We start from the raw sequence: 14,963 nt of genomic DNA on the forward strand, positions 1-14,963 counted from the left end.
TTGTTCAACATTCCGGTACGGGAGCGAGATCATCCTGCCCTCCGCCAACCTGCAGGGGCGTGACACCCTTCGCTCCGTGGCAGACATATCAGGTTCTGTCACCCTGCCTGAACCGTATCGACCCAGAATTCGTCCATTTTAGCGCGCAGCAGCGTGTGTTCCGGGCGTTCGAGGCGCGGATCATCGGCGAGAATTTTTTGCGCTTCTCGGTACGCAGTGTGCAGCAGGCGCGTATCCGCCAGTTGCGCCACTTTGAGATCAGGCGTGCCGCTCTGACGGGTGCCGAAGAACTCTCCCGGTCCGCGCAGTTGCAGGTCGATCTCCGCCAGGCGGAAGCCGTCGCTGATCTGCTCCATCGCTGCCATGCGCTGGCGCGTGACCTCGTTCTGATCTTTGTCGCAGACGAGAATACAGTAACTCTGATGAATGCCCCGTCCAACGCGCCCGCGGAACTGGTGCAACTGCGCCAGACCAAACCGTTCTGCTCCCTCGATCAGGATCGTGGTGGCGTTCGGAACGTCGATCCCGACCTCGATCACGGCAGTGGCGACGAGGATGTCATATTCGTGGTTGCGGAAGGCGATCATCACCGCATCCTTCTCGCGGGGCGGCATTTTGCCGTGGATCAGGGCAATGCGCAGGTCGGGGAAGACATCACGCGACAGCGTTGCATGCATTTCCTCGGCGGATGGGAGATCGACCTTCTCGCTCTCGTCGACCAGCGGGCAGATGACGAACGCCTGACGCCCTTTTGCGACTTCGCGCCGGATGTGGCGATAGGCTTTTTCGCGCTCGACGGTGGTGATCCAGCGGGTCTTGATCTCCTGGCGTCCTGGCGGCAGTTCGTCGAGTATCGATACATCGAGGTCGCCGTAGATGGTCAACGTCAGCGTGCGCGGGATCGGCGTCGCTGTCATCACCAACATATGCGGATTGTACCCTTTGTCCTTCAGGCGTTGACGCTGTTCGACGCCGAAGCGATGCTGCTCATCGATGACTGCCAGACCCAACGCAGCATACTGCACCCCTTCGGAGATCAGGGCATGCGTCCCGACGATCAGGTCAATATCACCGCGCGCGATCCCTTCCAGCACGCGGCGTCGCTCTTTTGCGCCGAGACTGCCGGTGAGCAACGCTACCCGCACGCCACGTCCGTCCAGATCGTCATCGCCGCTCATGCCCAGGATGCGCCTGATCTCTTCCAGACGTTCCCGCTGTTCGGGATCGAGGTCATCCATCGGGGCGTGCCGATCATCGCGCGGCACAGGAACTTTGCCGAGCAGCGATCGCAAACTGCGGTAGTGCTGCTCCGCCAGGATTTCGGTCGGCGCCATGATCGCCGCCTGGAAACCCGCAGCGATGACCTGAAGCGCGGCTGCGGCTGCGACGACGGTTTTACCGCTGCCCACATCTCCCTGCAACAGGCGCGCCATCGGCACAGGGCGCTCCATATCGGCGAAGATCTCTTCCAGCGCGCGCACCTGTGCGCCGGTCAGTTCGAACGGCAACTGCCTGAGAAACGCTTCATGCACATCATCGCGACGCGTAATGGCATACCCTTGCTGCGCCTGCCAGATCACTCTGCGCTGAAGGACGCCAAGCTGAATGAAGAGGAATTCGTCGAATCCCAGGCGACGGCGCGCCCGTTCGAGCATCTCGTGACTTTCGGGGAAATGGATCTGCGCGATCGCCTGGGACAACGGCATCAAGCCGGTGCGTTCGAGCACCGCCGGGGGAAGATGGTCTTCCAGCATCGGGGCGCACCTATCGACCACGTGTTTGATCAGGGTGCGCGCGCTGCGCTCGACCAGCCCGCGGGTCAGCGGATGCACCGGCACCAGACGACCGACGTGGATCAGGTCATCGTCGGTGAACGGTTGCCATTCGGGTGATGCCATCTGGCGCAACCCGTCGTAGATGCCGATCTTGCCGCTCAATACCACCTTTGTGCCCACGGTGAAGCGCTGTGCCAGCCAGGGTTGACGGAAGAAGACGACTTTCAGCGTGCCGGTTTCGTCGCCTACCAGCACATCAAGCCGCGTGCCGCCGCTCTTCATCGGTACGGTGCGCGCGTCCAGCACCTCGGCAACGATCGTTTCGACCGCGCCAGGTTGCAGTTCGGCGATGGTGCGGTGCGAGGTGAAATCATCGTAGCGATGGGGAAAATGGTAGAGCAGATCGCGCACGGTACGCACGCCAAGACGCCGGAACGACTGCGCCATGATCCGGGTGATGCCCGGCACATCCTCAAGCGGTGAGTCGGGTGTGAGCGGGCGCGCTGACGCTGGCGCCGGACGGGAAGGACGGCGCACCGGCGCGCGCGTCGGCATCGTGACCTTGGGCGCTGCTGAGGAATGCGACGTCGGTTGAGCGCGAAACAACGAGCGAAGGTTTTCGAGTGCGATGCCGACGCGCGCGCGCCGGGTTGGCTGATCGAGCACGGCGTATCCGGCAAGCAGTTCAAGCGCCTGCTGCACCGGCTCGTAGCGCAGCGCATCCCCGGCTTCCATACGCCATGTCGTCAGAAAACGCTCCAACCCGCCTGCAACGGTGCTGTTGTCACACCCGCGACGCTCTTCCTCCGCCAGCAATCTGCCAAGACGAATGATCTGCTCTTTCTCGTCCATACGCTGTCAGGGTCACGCATTCAACAACCCTGTAATCCCCAGTGCGCCGGGTCCCATGTGGGTTCCCAGCACAGCGCCGATCTGCACTGTGCGGATGCGGTCGCGCGCAAGCAGCCCTGCGGCAGCGCATGCATCTGCCAGCGACTCCGCTTCGGCGCGGCTGGTTGTATACACGACGCTCAATTCCTGGTATGCGCCCCGCGCCTGCACCAGTTCGAGCAGCCGTGCGGGAACACGCCGCCAGGTGCGCACCCGTTCAACCGGCAATACCTGCGAGTCGCGCACCTCCAGAATGGGCTTCACATCGAGCAGTGTGCCGAGCAACGCCCGCGTGCGACTGATCCGCCCGCCTCGCTCCAGATAGCGCAGTGTTTGAAGCGCCACATACGCCACCGTCTGCTCACGCAACGTTTCAACCAGGGCAACTGCTTCTTCCAGCGTTGCGCCCTGCGCCAGGCGACGCGCAGCAGCAAGCGCCAGATAGGCAACAGGCATGGCAATCGAATGGCTATCGACGCAGACGATGCGCGCATCCTCGACAAGCCGCGCCGCCTGCACGGCGGCGTTGTATGTGGCGCTCAAGCCAGCCGCAACGCTGATCGACAGCACTGCGCCGCCGTCGCGCGTCAACTCGCGGAACACTTCCTCGAACATGCCAACCGATGGCGCCGAGGTGGTCGGAAGTTCGTTGTGTTCGGCGATCCAGCGATAGTACTCATCACGGCTGATATCGATATCGTCGCGCAGCGTTTCACCCTGACGATGCAGCAGCACCGGCACCACATGAATGTGGTATGCAGCACGGGCATCGGCAGGTATGTCGGCTGTCGAATCGACAACAATATGGACTGATGGCATACGTCAATCAATTCCCTCAAACACCGCCACACCCATCGCGCCTGGTCCAAGAAACGCACCAACGCTCGGTCCAAACTGCATCGTCTGCACCCGATCACGCGGGAAGATCGGATCGACCTTTTCCAGCAATTTCTCGACATCTTCCGGCGTTGTGGCGTACAACGCCGTCACCTCACGGACGCGCGGAAAATCCTCAATAAAGGTGTATAACCCTTCGATGGCTTTGGCGCGGGTGCGGGTGCGTTCGTAGGGCACAATTTCGCCATCATCGAGCAGGAGGAGCGGCTTGATGCGCTGCATCGATCCGAGAACGGTCGTTGCCAGCGCCAGGCGCCCGCTATGTTCGAGATACTCGATGGTATCGACAAAGAAGACAAGATGGCAATGTTGAATCAGGAGGTTGATCAGGTGCGCTGTCTCTTCGGGAGTTGCACCATCGCGCGCCGCTCGCGCCGCGTGCACCACGACCATGCCCAGTGCCATCGAGAGGAGTTTACTGTCGATAACTTCGACCCGGCTCGACGATGCCGGCAAACGGTTGCGCGCCTGCTGCGCCACGTGGTAGGCTGGCACGAGACGACCGGAAAGATGGAGTGAGAAGATATGTTCATACTCCACAGTCAAACGCCGGTAGAGTTGCTCGAACGCCGTCATCGGCGGAGGTTGCACGGTCACCTGAGTCCGATTCTCCTGCAAGGCCTGATAGAACTGCTCTGCAGTAATGTCGAGACCAGCCCGGTAACTCTGATTACCGATGACGATCTGCATCGGTACAATCTCGATGCCTAGTTCATGGGCAACACTCAACGGGATGTCGCAGGAACTATCGGTCACGATTTTGATGCTTGCCATACGTTTCTCATTTCACATGCGCAAGGATTGCGGGACTTCCGGCGGCATCTATTCGAGCGCAATGATCATGCTGTCGCCGGGTTGCCCGCCAGCGTGTATTTCGACATGCAGCGCGGGGAAAGCGGCGCGAATCGCTTCCGCCAGCATTTCAGCCCGGGCAACATCGCCCCCCCGACTATAGTACAGCGTTGCGATCTCAGCAGCGTCAGCCCCGTGCTGGCGCAGTGCATGGCACACATTATACGCATCTTGCGGCGCTTCTGCAGGCACGTGTCGTTCGCCGTCCTGTTGCACCTCGAATGTAATCACCTGCACGCGCTCCGCTGCCGCCTTCATCATCTGGAGGTTCTGATCAATCCCGGCTTGAAAGTTCAGCGCCAGCAGCGCGGCAATCCCCTGGGGCGACGACATTGCCGGTACGACATCGATGCGTCGGTTGACCTGTTGCGCTGCACTGCGCGCGGTCTCCAGCGCCTGCGGATCGTTGGGCAGAACGATCATGCTGCGCTCCGCCACACGCTCAAAGAGCGCCAGCCATTCATCGACCGTCGGCGTCGCTACGGTTTCCTCCACCAGGCTGGCGCCCAGGTCGCGCAGGATTGCTGCAAAACCAGCGCCCGGCGCCAGGGCAATGATCCCGACCGCTTCGGGCGCTGCGGCAATGTCCGCCTGTTCGACCGGAACCGGTGCGCTGGAGTGCAATGCAGCACGTTGCAGATCCATGTTGACGACTTCGACCTGGTCGAGTGCGCCATACTCCAGCGCCTGGTTGAGCGCATCACCCGGTCGCAGGGTGTGGAGATGAATTTTCACCAGCGCCTGATCCCCCGCGACCACCAGTGAGTCGCCGAGCGTTGCAAACACACGCCGGAGCGTGTCCAGCGATACCGTCACCCGATGGATCACGAAACTGGTGCAGTAGCCGACTGCATCTGCATGATCCGTGACGAGCGCTGGCGCTGTGACCGGCGGTGTGAACGACCCGCCTGTTTCGCCGCGCGCGTAGCGCAGTAGCGCTTCGAGCAGCACCAGCATGCCCTGACCACCGGCATCGACCACCCCTGCCTCGCGCAGGGTCGCCAGCAGTTGCGGCGTTCGTGCCACCGCTGCACGCGCTTCACGCACCGCCGCATCGAGTACAGCGCCAAGCGACGCCTCGCCAGCCGCAATTGCACGCTGTGCCGCTTCACCGGCGCAGCGAATGACGGTCAGCATCGTGCCTTCCACCGGGCGCAGCACCGCTTCATAGGCGCGCGCGCTTCCGTGCGCCAGCGCTGCTGCCATTTCGCGCCCGCTCATCAGGTGATGCCCGGCGAGAGCAGCGGCGACACCGCGCAGCATCTGCGACAGAATGATGCCCGAATTACCGCGCCCGCGCAGTGTTGCCCAGTACCCGACCCGTTCCGCCACCACACCGCACGATGGGTCTGGCGCAATGTCGCGCAACGCCCCACTGAGCGTCAGCGCCATATTCGTGCCGGTATCGCCGTCGGGAACCGGAAACACATTCAGCGCATTGAGCGACGCAGCGTGGCGCTCAAGATCGTGCGCGGCTGCGCGCAGCGCTTCCAGCAGATGTTCACCATTCCACGCGCCGGTCATGATCGTCCTCCCACCCCCTGCACGCGAATGTTGACCATCGGCTCAGGGAGATCAAGCGCAAAGGACAACGCCGCGCGCACCGCAGACTGTGCAGCATGCGCCACATCGGCAATCGGTTTGCCTGCCTGCACAATCAGATACACATCGACGGCGAGTGAGTTCTGGTGCAGGTGCACCTCAATGCCGCGCCGTGCGTCGCCTGGCGGCAGGATGATCGGCGGACCCTGCGGATCGCTCAGCCCTGCAACGCCATCACACCGTAGAGCAGCAGCAGCGGCAATCGAGGCGATAGCACGCGGGGCAACGGTTGCGCGTCCGGCCGGAATGGTGATGGTTGCGGATCGATTGTGCATAGCGCTGGCATCCTTAATGCAAAGGTTGCGTCTTCCTTCGGAATATGGTATAGTCTCCCACCAGTGTGTCAATGACATCAAGAAGTTCCTGGCGCAGCCGGGGGAGTGATTGCTGGTATGGCAAAGTGCATGGTTTGCAACAAGAGCGTCAGTTTTGGACGAAACATCCGGCACAAAGCGTCGGGTGGCTGGGCACGGCGCGCGCCGAAGACCAATCGCACCTTCAAGCCGAATGTGCAGAAAACAACGATCATGGTCGATGGCGAGAAAGTACAGATCAAGGTTTGCACCAGGTGCCTGCGCACAATGTACCGGGCGCGCTGAATATTGTTCGACTGACCGCTCAGGCTGGCGTCGCGCTGCGATGCCAGCCTTTTTCGTTGCCGGGCTGGAATGAAAACGCCCGCCATTATAGCGGATAGGGTCAGGACGTGCAATTCAGCACGTAGCGCCGCAAAGCGCAGGCAACGCCTGCCTCGCCGACCGGCGGCAGAACGGCGTGCGCCTGCGCGCGCACGGCAGGAACGGCATTGCCCATTGCCAGACCCAACCCGGCCCAGGTGATCATCGAAAGATCGTTCTCCTGATCACCGATCGCCATCACCTCTTCGCGCGCAACACCCAGTGACTCCGCCAGCGTCGCCAGCGCCTGCCCTTTGCTGACGTGCGGCGCTGTGAGTTCGCCAAAGATGGCATGTGAACGAATAATCGCCAGCGCCTCGCCAAACCGGTCGCTCAGTCGCGCCAGCTCACGTTCGACAACCTGCGGCTCTGCCACAAACAGGAGTTTGGTCGGCGCCATTCGTGCAACCAGACGCTCCAGATCGGGTGCGACGACAATCTCGTTCTCCTCCGGGTGGAACGCCAGGTACGCTTCGAGTTCAGATCGATGCGCAGCGATGTAGTGAACATCGTGAATATAGGCGATCACGAAGATATCGGCATCGAGCAGCGCGTGCACTGCCGCAGCAGCGAGATCGGCAGGCATCGTCGCGTGGTACAGCGTCTCACCGGTGAGCGGATGGCGCACCAGCGCACCCTGGTAGCAGATGATCGGCGCACGGATGTCGAGTTCGCGCGCAAACGGCATCGCTGCGTTAAACATACGCCCGGTCGCCAGGGTCACATGAATGCCGCGCGCCTGAACTGCGGCAATCGTTTCACGCACATCGGGGTGAATGACCAGATCACGGTCAATCACGGTGCCATCGAGATCAAGGGCGATTAATCGGAAAAGCATATCACCACTCGATCACGTCCGGCAAGGTCTTGTCGGACGCGAATGACTGCTTCGGGAAACGCCTGCCGCGCCAGATCGACGACCGCACGCGCCTGGGTTGCGCCAATCTCCAGCATCAGTGCACCGCCGGGTCGCAGCGCTGACGGCGCTGCCGCAAACAAACGACGATAGACCGCAAGACCATCACTCCCGCCGTCGAGCGCCAGGTGCGGTTCGTGCATGCGTACACCGGGATCAACCTCGTTGAGAACGGTATACGGAGGATTACTGACCAGCAGATCGACCGGTTGCGGCAACGGCGCCAGCAAGTCGCCGTTCAGAAGCGTCACGCTGGCGTCAACGTGATGACGTATGACATTCTGCCGGGCAACCGCCAGCGCATCGCGGGAAAGATCGATGGCATAAATATGCGCCTGAGGAAGGTGAACTGCCAGCGCGACAGCGATACATCCGCTCCCCGTACCGATATCTGCGATCACGAGCGGGGCGGGGCGGTGTTTTGCCCATTCCAGCGCCGCATCGACCAGCGTTTCGGTTTCGGGGCGCGGCACGAGCACGCGCCGGTCTACGACAAACTCAAGACCATAGAACTCTTTCCGCCCAACCAGGTAGGCGACCGGTTCACGCGCGGCGCGGCGCAGTATCAGCGTGCGAAACTGATGGAGCGATTCGTCGGTAAAGGGTTCCTCAAGCCTGGACAGCACCCGTGCGCGTGACCATCCCAGCGTATGCGCCAGCAGCACCTCAGCGTCCAGGCGCGGCGTCTCACTCGCGTCACGCAGCGTTTCGACCGCCCAGACAATAGCGTCGGCAAGCGTGACGCGAAGGGCAGAACCTGTCACCGCTACTCCTCACAGGTCAACGCCTGCTCGAGAGCGGCAACCATACGCCCGATCTGCGCAAAAGTCGCCGGATAGATCACCCGTTCGCGTTCAGGCAAACCTGGCGCCCAGTGGTAGCGGGCAATCGTGGCGGAAGGGCGATCATCGCAGCGGATCACGACTTCCCAGTAGGTCACATCGTCACCTTCGCGCAGCGGCGGCGACGAGCGCAACTGCGCGATACCCTCATCACCATCGAGTTCCCAGACCGCCAGCGGCTCCTCGAGGAACCCCAACGACCGGATCGCTACGGCTGCATGGTCGCTGAGCCAGGCGCGTGCATCATCGATGACCGGCGCAGTGCGGCAGGTCGTCGCAAGTTCGCACAACGCAACGCTGAAGCGATCCAGATCGGCAAGATCGATGCGCACATCGACCGACCCGGTGGACACCCCTATGACTTTGAGACCATCATCGGTCCAGGAAAGCGCACTCACCGCGTGCGGACCCTCGCTTGCCAGGCGCTTCAAGGCATCAACCGTTTGTTTACCGGACATCATGGTTCCTCTCCAGGTCATCAATCCATCTTCCGTTCCGAGAAATCGCGTCCGTCGAACGTAATCAACCGCCGCTTCTCGTCCACCACCGTCTCGAGGTGCACCGGGCGCGTCCAGATACGCTGGATATTGCGCATCGTATCACGGGCATAATCCATCTTCAACTCGACCCCCTCATAGCGATGGCGCAGATAGAGTTCACCGCGATTATTGTAATTGCCATCCTCGACATAGATGAACGGTTGACCGAAATTCGTCAGGCGGAACAGGAGTTTCTCCTTGATCTCCTTGAACTCGCGCGACGCGATCTCATACATATCTGTATCACGATTGTAGCGGAATGTAAAGAGCTTCTGCTGCATCACGAACTCAGGAGTCAGGAACTCATCAATGAACGTCACATCGTTGTAGAGGCGACGTATCTCGAACAGTTTCTGCCGCCCCAAACCGAGTTGCTTATCCCAGTTCAGTTTCTCAGCCAGGTCTTCACACTCCTCATACTCCTTCCCGAAGCGTCCGGTATTCCAGCGATGCTCGATATCGCGCAGCAATTCAAGACCGAGCTTATATGGATTGAGACGACCGGGGTGCACCGCCACCACGCCGGAATGATGGTCGGCAAAATCGATCAGTTCATCATCGCGCAGCGCCCGGCGCGTCATAATCTCCGAGTGCCAGTAACTGGCCCAACCCTCGTTGAGTATCTTCGTCATCCCCTGGGGGGCGAAGTAATATGCTTCATCGCGCACAATTTCGAGGATGGAATGCTGCCAGCGTTCCAGCGGCGCATAATTCATAAGGAAGAGGAGCACGTCCTTCTGCGGATGTTCCGGGAACTTCTTATGGCGGGCGCGCTCCGCTTCGAGACGTTTCCGCTGCTGTTCGAGGAACTCCGGCGGGTTGATATAATCGCGCATGTAACTACGCTCAACCGGCAACCCCTCCACCACCGGCGGCTCATCTTCCGCCAGCACCGACTGATGGGTCTGCGCTTCGGGGCGTTTGATATACGGCGCGTGATAGTCGATCAGATTTTCGAGCGAGAGACAGATATCGATAAACTCTTCGACCGTCTCATAGCCGTAGCGATCGATCATGCGCTGCACGCGGGCGGCGTGGTTCGCCATTTCGTCAAGCATCTTGCGATTCGTATGCGCGAACCACATATTGTTCTTGAAGAAATCGACATGCGCCGCAACATGCGCCATGACCATCTTCTGCGTCACCATCTCGTTGCCTTCGAGCAGGTACGCATACGACGGATTGGTATTGATCACCATCTCATAGATCGTCGAGCCAAGCCAGACGTGGCCCTTTATGAGCTGGTCATACTCCATCCCGAAGCGCCAGTGGGGATAGCGGATGGGAAACCCTCCCAACGCCGCCGTCTCGTAGAGCGTGCGGTAGTCGAGCACCTCATAAATGATGGGGAAGAAATCAAGCCCATACTCTTTCGCATAGGCTTCGATCTCCTCCCACGCTGCCTGCAACTCTGGTGGAAGACGAGTACTCTTCATAGATGTTTTGTGTGTCCTGATCTGCACTACCTTCCCTTGCCGAGAAAGTCCTTGATCGCGTCGTAGATATCGTCGCGATCGGCGATCTCCGAGATCACCAGCCCATCGTGCTTGCCCAGGTGCTCCTCCAGGTCATGGGCGAAGCGACCGGATCCATACAGCGAACGCACCTGACCATAGCAGAACTGGTTGACTTTGGGAAGGAGTTGGGTGCGCAGCAATTCAATACATTCGCGGGTATCGCCCCCGCCCCAGTTGTCGCCGTCGGAGAAGTGGAAGGGATAGATGTTCCACTCATCGGCGGGATAGCGCTCATCGATCAGTTTGTTGCACAGTTTGTACGCCGAACTGATCTTCGTGCCGCCCCCCTCACGAATATGGTAGAACGTCTCCTGATCGACCTCCTTCGCCGCAGCGTCGTGCACGATGTAGCGAATATCGATCGCTTTGTACTGCGAGCGCAGCCAGGTTTCGATCCAGAATGCCGTGATGCGCACCAGTTCCTTCTGCTCGGCGCCCATCGAGCCGCTGACGTCCATCATATAGATGATGACGGCATTCGACTCGGGTTGGAGCGTTTCCTTCCAGGAACGGAAGCGCATATCCTGTCGGATCGGCACCACAATCGGATCGGCGATGTTGTATTCGCCCGACGAAATCTGACGTTTGAGCGCCTCGCGGTACGTGCGCTTGAAATGCCGCAGCGAGTCCGGTCCGACGCGACGAATGCCGGAGTAGCGGTCTTTCTGCGAAATGATGTTCTTTTTGCCTTTCGGCTGAATGTTGGGTAATTGCAGTTCCTCGCCGAGGATCTGCGCCAATTCCTCCAGGGTGACATCAACCTCGATGATATGCTGCCCTGGTTCGGATCCGGCCTCACCCTGACCCGACTGCCCATCGCCCTGCGCGATCGGGTCGCCGACATTCCCATCGCCCTGACCGACGCCACCGCCCTGGCGCGTGCCGTAGCGAAACTGCGGCAGATCGATCTGCGGCAGCGGGATCGAGACATACTTACGCCCCTGGCGACCGATCATTTCGCCCTGCGACATGTATTTTCGCAGGTCTTTTTTGATCTTGCCGCGCACAATCTGGCGAAAGCGGTTCAGATCGCGCTCAACGCGGTGTATCGACATAGCATGCACCTTTTTGGAGAGACTGGATCAGGAAGGAACTGCTCCAGGCAGCCCCCCTGATCCCCAGGACAACCGCTGACGCCCTGCCAGACGCCATCACGACCGTTTTCCGGCGCCCGTCCTGGCTTCGTTCAACGTTTCACATCGCCACGTGCGAAGATGCTCGCTACATAGTTGAGCACATCGGTCGCACTCTGCTCATTGTAGCCGAAATCGCGGATCAGGCGCGCCTTGACGACATCGATCTTTTCCTGGGTATCCTTATCGATCACCCGTGAGACGAGCGATGTGAGTTTGATCGAGTCTTTCTGGTCCTCGAACAGTTTGAGTTCGAGCGCCTTGTGGAGCCGCTCGTTCGTCTTGTAATCGAACGTCTTGCCCTCGACCGCCAGCGCACCGATGTAGTTCATGATCTCGCGGCGGAAGTCATCTTTGCGGCTCTCGGGAATATCGATCTTTTCCTCGATCGACCGCATCAACCGCTCATCAGGTTCCTCGAACTGCCCGGTAAACTTGTTGCGCACGCGCTCGCGCTGCGTATAGGCTTTGATGTTGTCGATATAGTTGGCGCAGAGACGCTTGATCGCTTCCTCGTCGGCGCTGATGGCGCGCTGCACTTCGTTCTTCACGATCTCGGTATACTCCTCTTTTACCACCGAGAGCAGGTCGCGGTAGCGTTTGCGATCCTCCTCCGAGGTGATAAGCGCATGGTTCTTCAGACCATTCTCCAGTTCGTTCAGCACCATGAACGGGTTGATATACCCGTCCGCCTGGTAATTGACCAGCGCGTTCGAGATTTTATCCTGGATATAGCGTGGGCTGATGCCCTGCATGCCCTCATTGGGCGCTTCCTTGCGCAGTTCTTTGATGTTGTCCTCGGTGAAGCCCGGCAGGGTGCGCCCGTTGTAGAGTTTGAGCTTCTGCAACAGGGTCAGGTTCGGCTTCTTTGGTTCTTCCAGGCGCGTCAACACCGCCCACATCGCCGCCACTTCGAGTGTGTGCGGCGCGATATGCACCTTGACTCGCTTCTTATTAAAATCGCGCTCGTAGATTTTAATCTCATCGCGCAGGCGGGTGATGTAGGGAATATCGATGCGAACGGTACGATCCTTGAGCGCCTCCATGAACTCGTTGTTTTCGAGGCGTCGATACTCCGGTGAGTTCGTGTGCCCGATGATCACCTCATCGATATCGGTCTGTGCGAACTTCTTCGACTTGATCTTGTGCTCCTGCGACGCGCCGAGCAGATCATAGAGAAAGGCGACATCGAGCTTGAGCATCTCGATGAACTCGATGATGCCGCGGTTGGCGATGTTGAACTCGCCGTCGAAGTTGAACGCGCGCGGGTCGGAGTCCGATCCGTAGATCGCAATCTTGCGATAGTTGATATCGCCCGTCAGTTCGGTCGAGTCCTGGTTCTTCTCGTCCTTGGGCTGGAAGGTGCCGATCCCGATGCGATCCTGCTCGCTGAACACCAGGCGCCGCACCCGAACGTGGCGGATCACCTGACTCCAATCACCCTGGTAGCGCAGCATCAGGTCACGGAAGTTGAAGCGGCACGCCGGGCAGAGATCTCCCTCGATGCGGATAGGATATTCGCCGTTGTACCCATCGGTCAACTCTTCAATGAAGCGCTCGCGCGCCTCTGCCGGAATGAGACGCAGCGGCTCCTCGTGCATCGGGCACTTTTCCCACTCCGACTCCGGCACCTGGCGCCAGTCCCAGTTCTCGGAGTCGATCGTCCCCATGTACCAGTCGAACGTATAGAGCGCGCCGGCTTCCGTCTTCGAGTAGTGCTCAAGCCCGCGCTTCAGACGCCGGACAATGGTGGACTTTGACGAACCAACCGGACCGTGGAGCAGCAAGACGCGCTTCTCGGTGCCATACCCCTGCGCCGCTGCTTTGAAAAAGTTGACCAGGCGCATCAGCGGGATTTCGAGACCGAAGATCGCATCATCAATATCGAACGACGGATCGCTGAAGAAGTGATACCGGATCAACTTCTTCTTGGCATCGATAAACTCTTCGTACCCATACGACATGATCATGTCGTAGATACGCTGGAATGCATTGCGCGTCACCTTCGGGTTCCGGGCAACGATATCCAGATAATCGCCGAAGGTGCCGGTCCAGTTCAGTTCACGGAACTTTTTGAGATCCTGGAGCTCGACCACCCGCTGCAGCAACGAAACGCCGCTCTGGATTGTCATGAATGATCCTCCTGGTTTGATGCCGCTCTTCGCGTCGCCCGCGAATGCCTGCGGCACAATGGACCGAATGCAATAGTGTGTGCTATTGCCGCCGGTCGGGTATCTGTGGTCCTGATAACGTGCATTGACTTCCAAACTGTAGATATGGTGCGCTGCCCCGACGAAGAGATGCGGCTAACCGCAGATATTTGCACCCGCTGGCTGCTGCACCTGTACAGCTAGACATCTCAGGGGGCGGGTAGGAGGCCTGGTTTTCCAGGTGTTGATCATTATAGCAATCCGTCTATCGAGCGTCAAGGGATGAGAACAGGAAAATTGGCGGATCGCAAAACAAATTTTCGCCAGCCTGCTACGCTGCCTGATGCGAAGCGGGGAACACTCGCACAATATCGCCGATCCCGGCGCCCAGCGTTTGCGCCGCGCTGCCGTTGCGCACCGCGATCTCCAGATGATCGCTGCTGCCGATCAGTGCGACCAGCGCGCCAATCGCGACATCGGCGTAGGTCCGGTACAACCCCTCGATGCGCTGCCCGATCAACTGGGCGGTCATGCGCTCGCCAATGCCCGCCTCCTGCAAATGCTTGAGTGTGATGTTGGTAATACAGTTGCCAAAATGGTCGATATGAATGATGCGACCCACCAGCTCGCCATGCCGTCCGCGCGACGGTTGTTCGAGTGCAGCTTCGACAATCTCCGCACGCCGCTCACCAAACTGTGCTGGCGGAACCCCAAGCGCCAGATGCGCCGCCACCGGTGCAAAGACATCACGCCCGTGGAAGGTGCTGCTGACGTAGGGCAACCAGTAGCGCGGCTCGGTCAGATCGTAGACGGCGCAGTGCTCCGTGCCCCACTGCGAGATCGCTTCGCGCCATACATACGTCAGGACGCCGTTGTCCGGCGCCACGTACACGGCATTCGGCGTCGTGAGAATGATGCGTCGTCGTTTGCTTCCCACCCCCGGATCGACCACCACCACGTGAATCGTTCCCGGCGGAAAAAACGCCCCGAACGTCTGAACGATATACGCCGCCTGATGGATGTCCTGCGGTGCGATCTGATGCGTGATGTCCACAATCGTTACGTTGCGCGCAATTCCCAGAATAACTCCCTTCATAATGCCGACATAACTATCGGACAGCCCGAAGTCGGTTGTTAATGTAATGATCCCCGATGGCTGCATATCCCACCTC

Annotated in this window: 13 protein-coding genes; 1 reads left to right on the top strand and 12 read right to left on the bottom strand. The window is 59.7% G+C overall.

The genetic code is table 11. The features are described 5' to 3' along the window. Window positions 1-98 precede the first annotated feature (98 nt). Genes recG through ROSERS_RS18160 form a run of 5 tightly spaced genes read right to left on the bottom strand, consistent with a single transcriptional unit; the run spans window position 99 to window position 6,292 of the window. On the bottom strand, window positions 99-2,627 hold the full coding sequence (recG, locus tag ROSERS_RS18140; RefSeq protein ID WP_011958218.1) for an ATP-dependent DNA helicase RecG: 2,529 nt from the start codon (window positions 2,625-2,627) through the stop codon (window positions 99-101). Window positions 2,628-2,639: 12 nt separating this feature from the next. Next, window positions 2,640-3,485, bottom strand: a complete 846-nt coding sequence (locus ROSERS_RS18145) for a DegV family protein (protein WP_011958219.1) — start codon at window positions 3,483-3,485, stop codon at window positions 2,640-2,642. Between the two features lie 3 nt (window positions 3,486-3,488). Continuing rightward, the gene (locus ROSERS_RS18150; protein ID WP_011958220.1) at window positions 3,489-4,337 is read right to left on the bottom strand and encodes a DegV family protein; all 849 of its coding nucleotides are present in this window, start codon (window positions 4,335-4,337) and stop codon (window positions 3,489-3,491) included. 48 nt (window positions 4,338-4,385) lie between these two features. After that, the gene (locus ROSERS_RS18155) at window positions 4,386-5,939 is read right to left on the bottom strand and encodes a DAK2 domain-containing protein (protein WP_011958221.1); all 1,554 of its coding nucleotides are present in this window, start codon (window positions 5,937-5,939) and stop codon (window positions 4,386-4,388) included. After that, window positions 5,936-6,292, bottom strand: coding sequence for an Asp23/Gls24 family envelope stress response protein (locus tag ROSERS_RS18160; RefSeq protein WP_041334069.1), 357 nt, complete (start codon window positions 6,290-6,292; stop codon window positions 5,936-5,938). The genes ROSERS_RS18155 and ROSERS_RS18160 overlap by 4 nt, the downstream gene beginning before the upstream one ends. A gap of 117 nt (window positions 6,293-6,409) precedes the next feature. Here ROSERS_RS18160 and ROSERS_RS18165 point away from each other — a divergent pair, with 117 nt between their 5' ends. Further along, window positions 6,410-6,616 carry a large ribosomal subunit protein bL28 gene (locus ROSERS_RS18165; RefSeq protein WP_011958223.1) on the top strand — a complete coding sequence of 69 codons (207 nt, stop codon included), beginning with the start codon at window positions 6,410-6,412 and terminating at the stop codon, window positions 6,614-6,616. A 100-nt stretch (window positions 6,617-6,716) separates the two neighbouring features. Here ROSERS_RS18165 and ROSERS_RS18170 read toward each other — a convergent pair whose 3' ends face one another. The 7 genes from ROSERS_RS18170 to ROSERS_RS18200 all read right to left on the bottom strand — a co-directional run bounded on the left by ROSERS_RS18170 (window position 6,717) and on the right by ROSERS_RS18200 (window position 14,953). Continuing rightward, a complete protein-coding gene (locus tag ROSERS_RS18170) occupies window positions 6,717-7,532 on the bottom strand; it encodes a Cof-type HAD-IIB family hydrolase (RefSeq protein ID WP_011958224.1) in 816 nt (271 codons plus the stop codon). Further along, window positions 7,517-8,374 carry a peptide chain release factor N(5)-glutamine methyltransferase gene (prmC, locus tag ROSERS_RS18175; protein ID WP_011958225.1) on the bottom strand — a complete coding sequence of 286 codons (858 nt, stop codon included), beginning with the start codon at window positions 8,372-8,374 and terminating at the stop codon, window positions 7,517-7,519. The genes ROSERS_RS18170 and prmC overlap by 16 nt, the downstream gene beginning before the upstream one ends. A gap of 2 nt (window positions 8,375-8,376) precedes the next feature. Next, complete coding sequence (locus tag ROSERS_RS18180; protein ID WP_232282661.1) at window positions 8,377-8,913, bottom strand: hypothetical protein; 537 nt, start codon at window positions 8,911-8,913, stop codon at window positions 8,377-8,379. A gap of 17 nt (window positions 8,914-8,930) precedes the next feature. Continuing rightward, window positions 8,931-10,427: a SpoVR family protein gene (locus ROSERS_RS18185; protein ID WP_041334072.1), complete on the bottom strand. Its 1,497-nt coding sequence runs from the start codon at window positions 10,425-10,427 to the stop codon at window positions 8,931-8,933. A 26-nt stretch (window positions 10,428-10,453) separates the two neighbouring features. Further along, window positions 10,454-11,563 carry a DUF444 family protein gene (locus tag ROSERS_RS18190; RefSeq protein ID WP_011958228.1) on the bottom strand — a complete coding sequence of 370 codons (1,110 nt, stop codon included), beginning with the start codon at window positions 11,561-11,563 and terminating at the stop codon, window positions 10,454-10,456. Window positions 11,564-11,694: 131 nt separating this feature from the next. Continuing rightward, window positions 11,695-13,773, bottom strand: coding sequence for a PrkA family serine protein kinase (locus ROSERS_RS18195; RefSeq protein WP_011958229.1), 2,079 nt, complete (start codon window positions 13,771-13,773; stop codon window positions 11,695-11,697). A 349-nt stretch (window positions 13,774-14,122) separates the two neighbouring features. Then, on the bottom strand, window positions 14,123-14,953 hold the full coding sequence (locus tag ROSERS_RS18200; RefSeq protein WP_011958230.1) for an SAM hydrolase/SAM-dependent halogenase family protein: 831 nt from the start codon (window positions 14,951-14,953) through the stop codon (window positions 14,123-14,125). Window positions 14,954-14,963: the final 10 nt, after the last annotated feature.

This window comes from Roseiflexus sp. RS-1 (assembly GCF_000016665.1).
In the GTDB taxonomy this organism is placed as follows: domain Bacteria; phylum Chloroflexota; class Chloroflexia; order Chloroflexales; family Roseiflexaceae; genus Roseiflexus.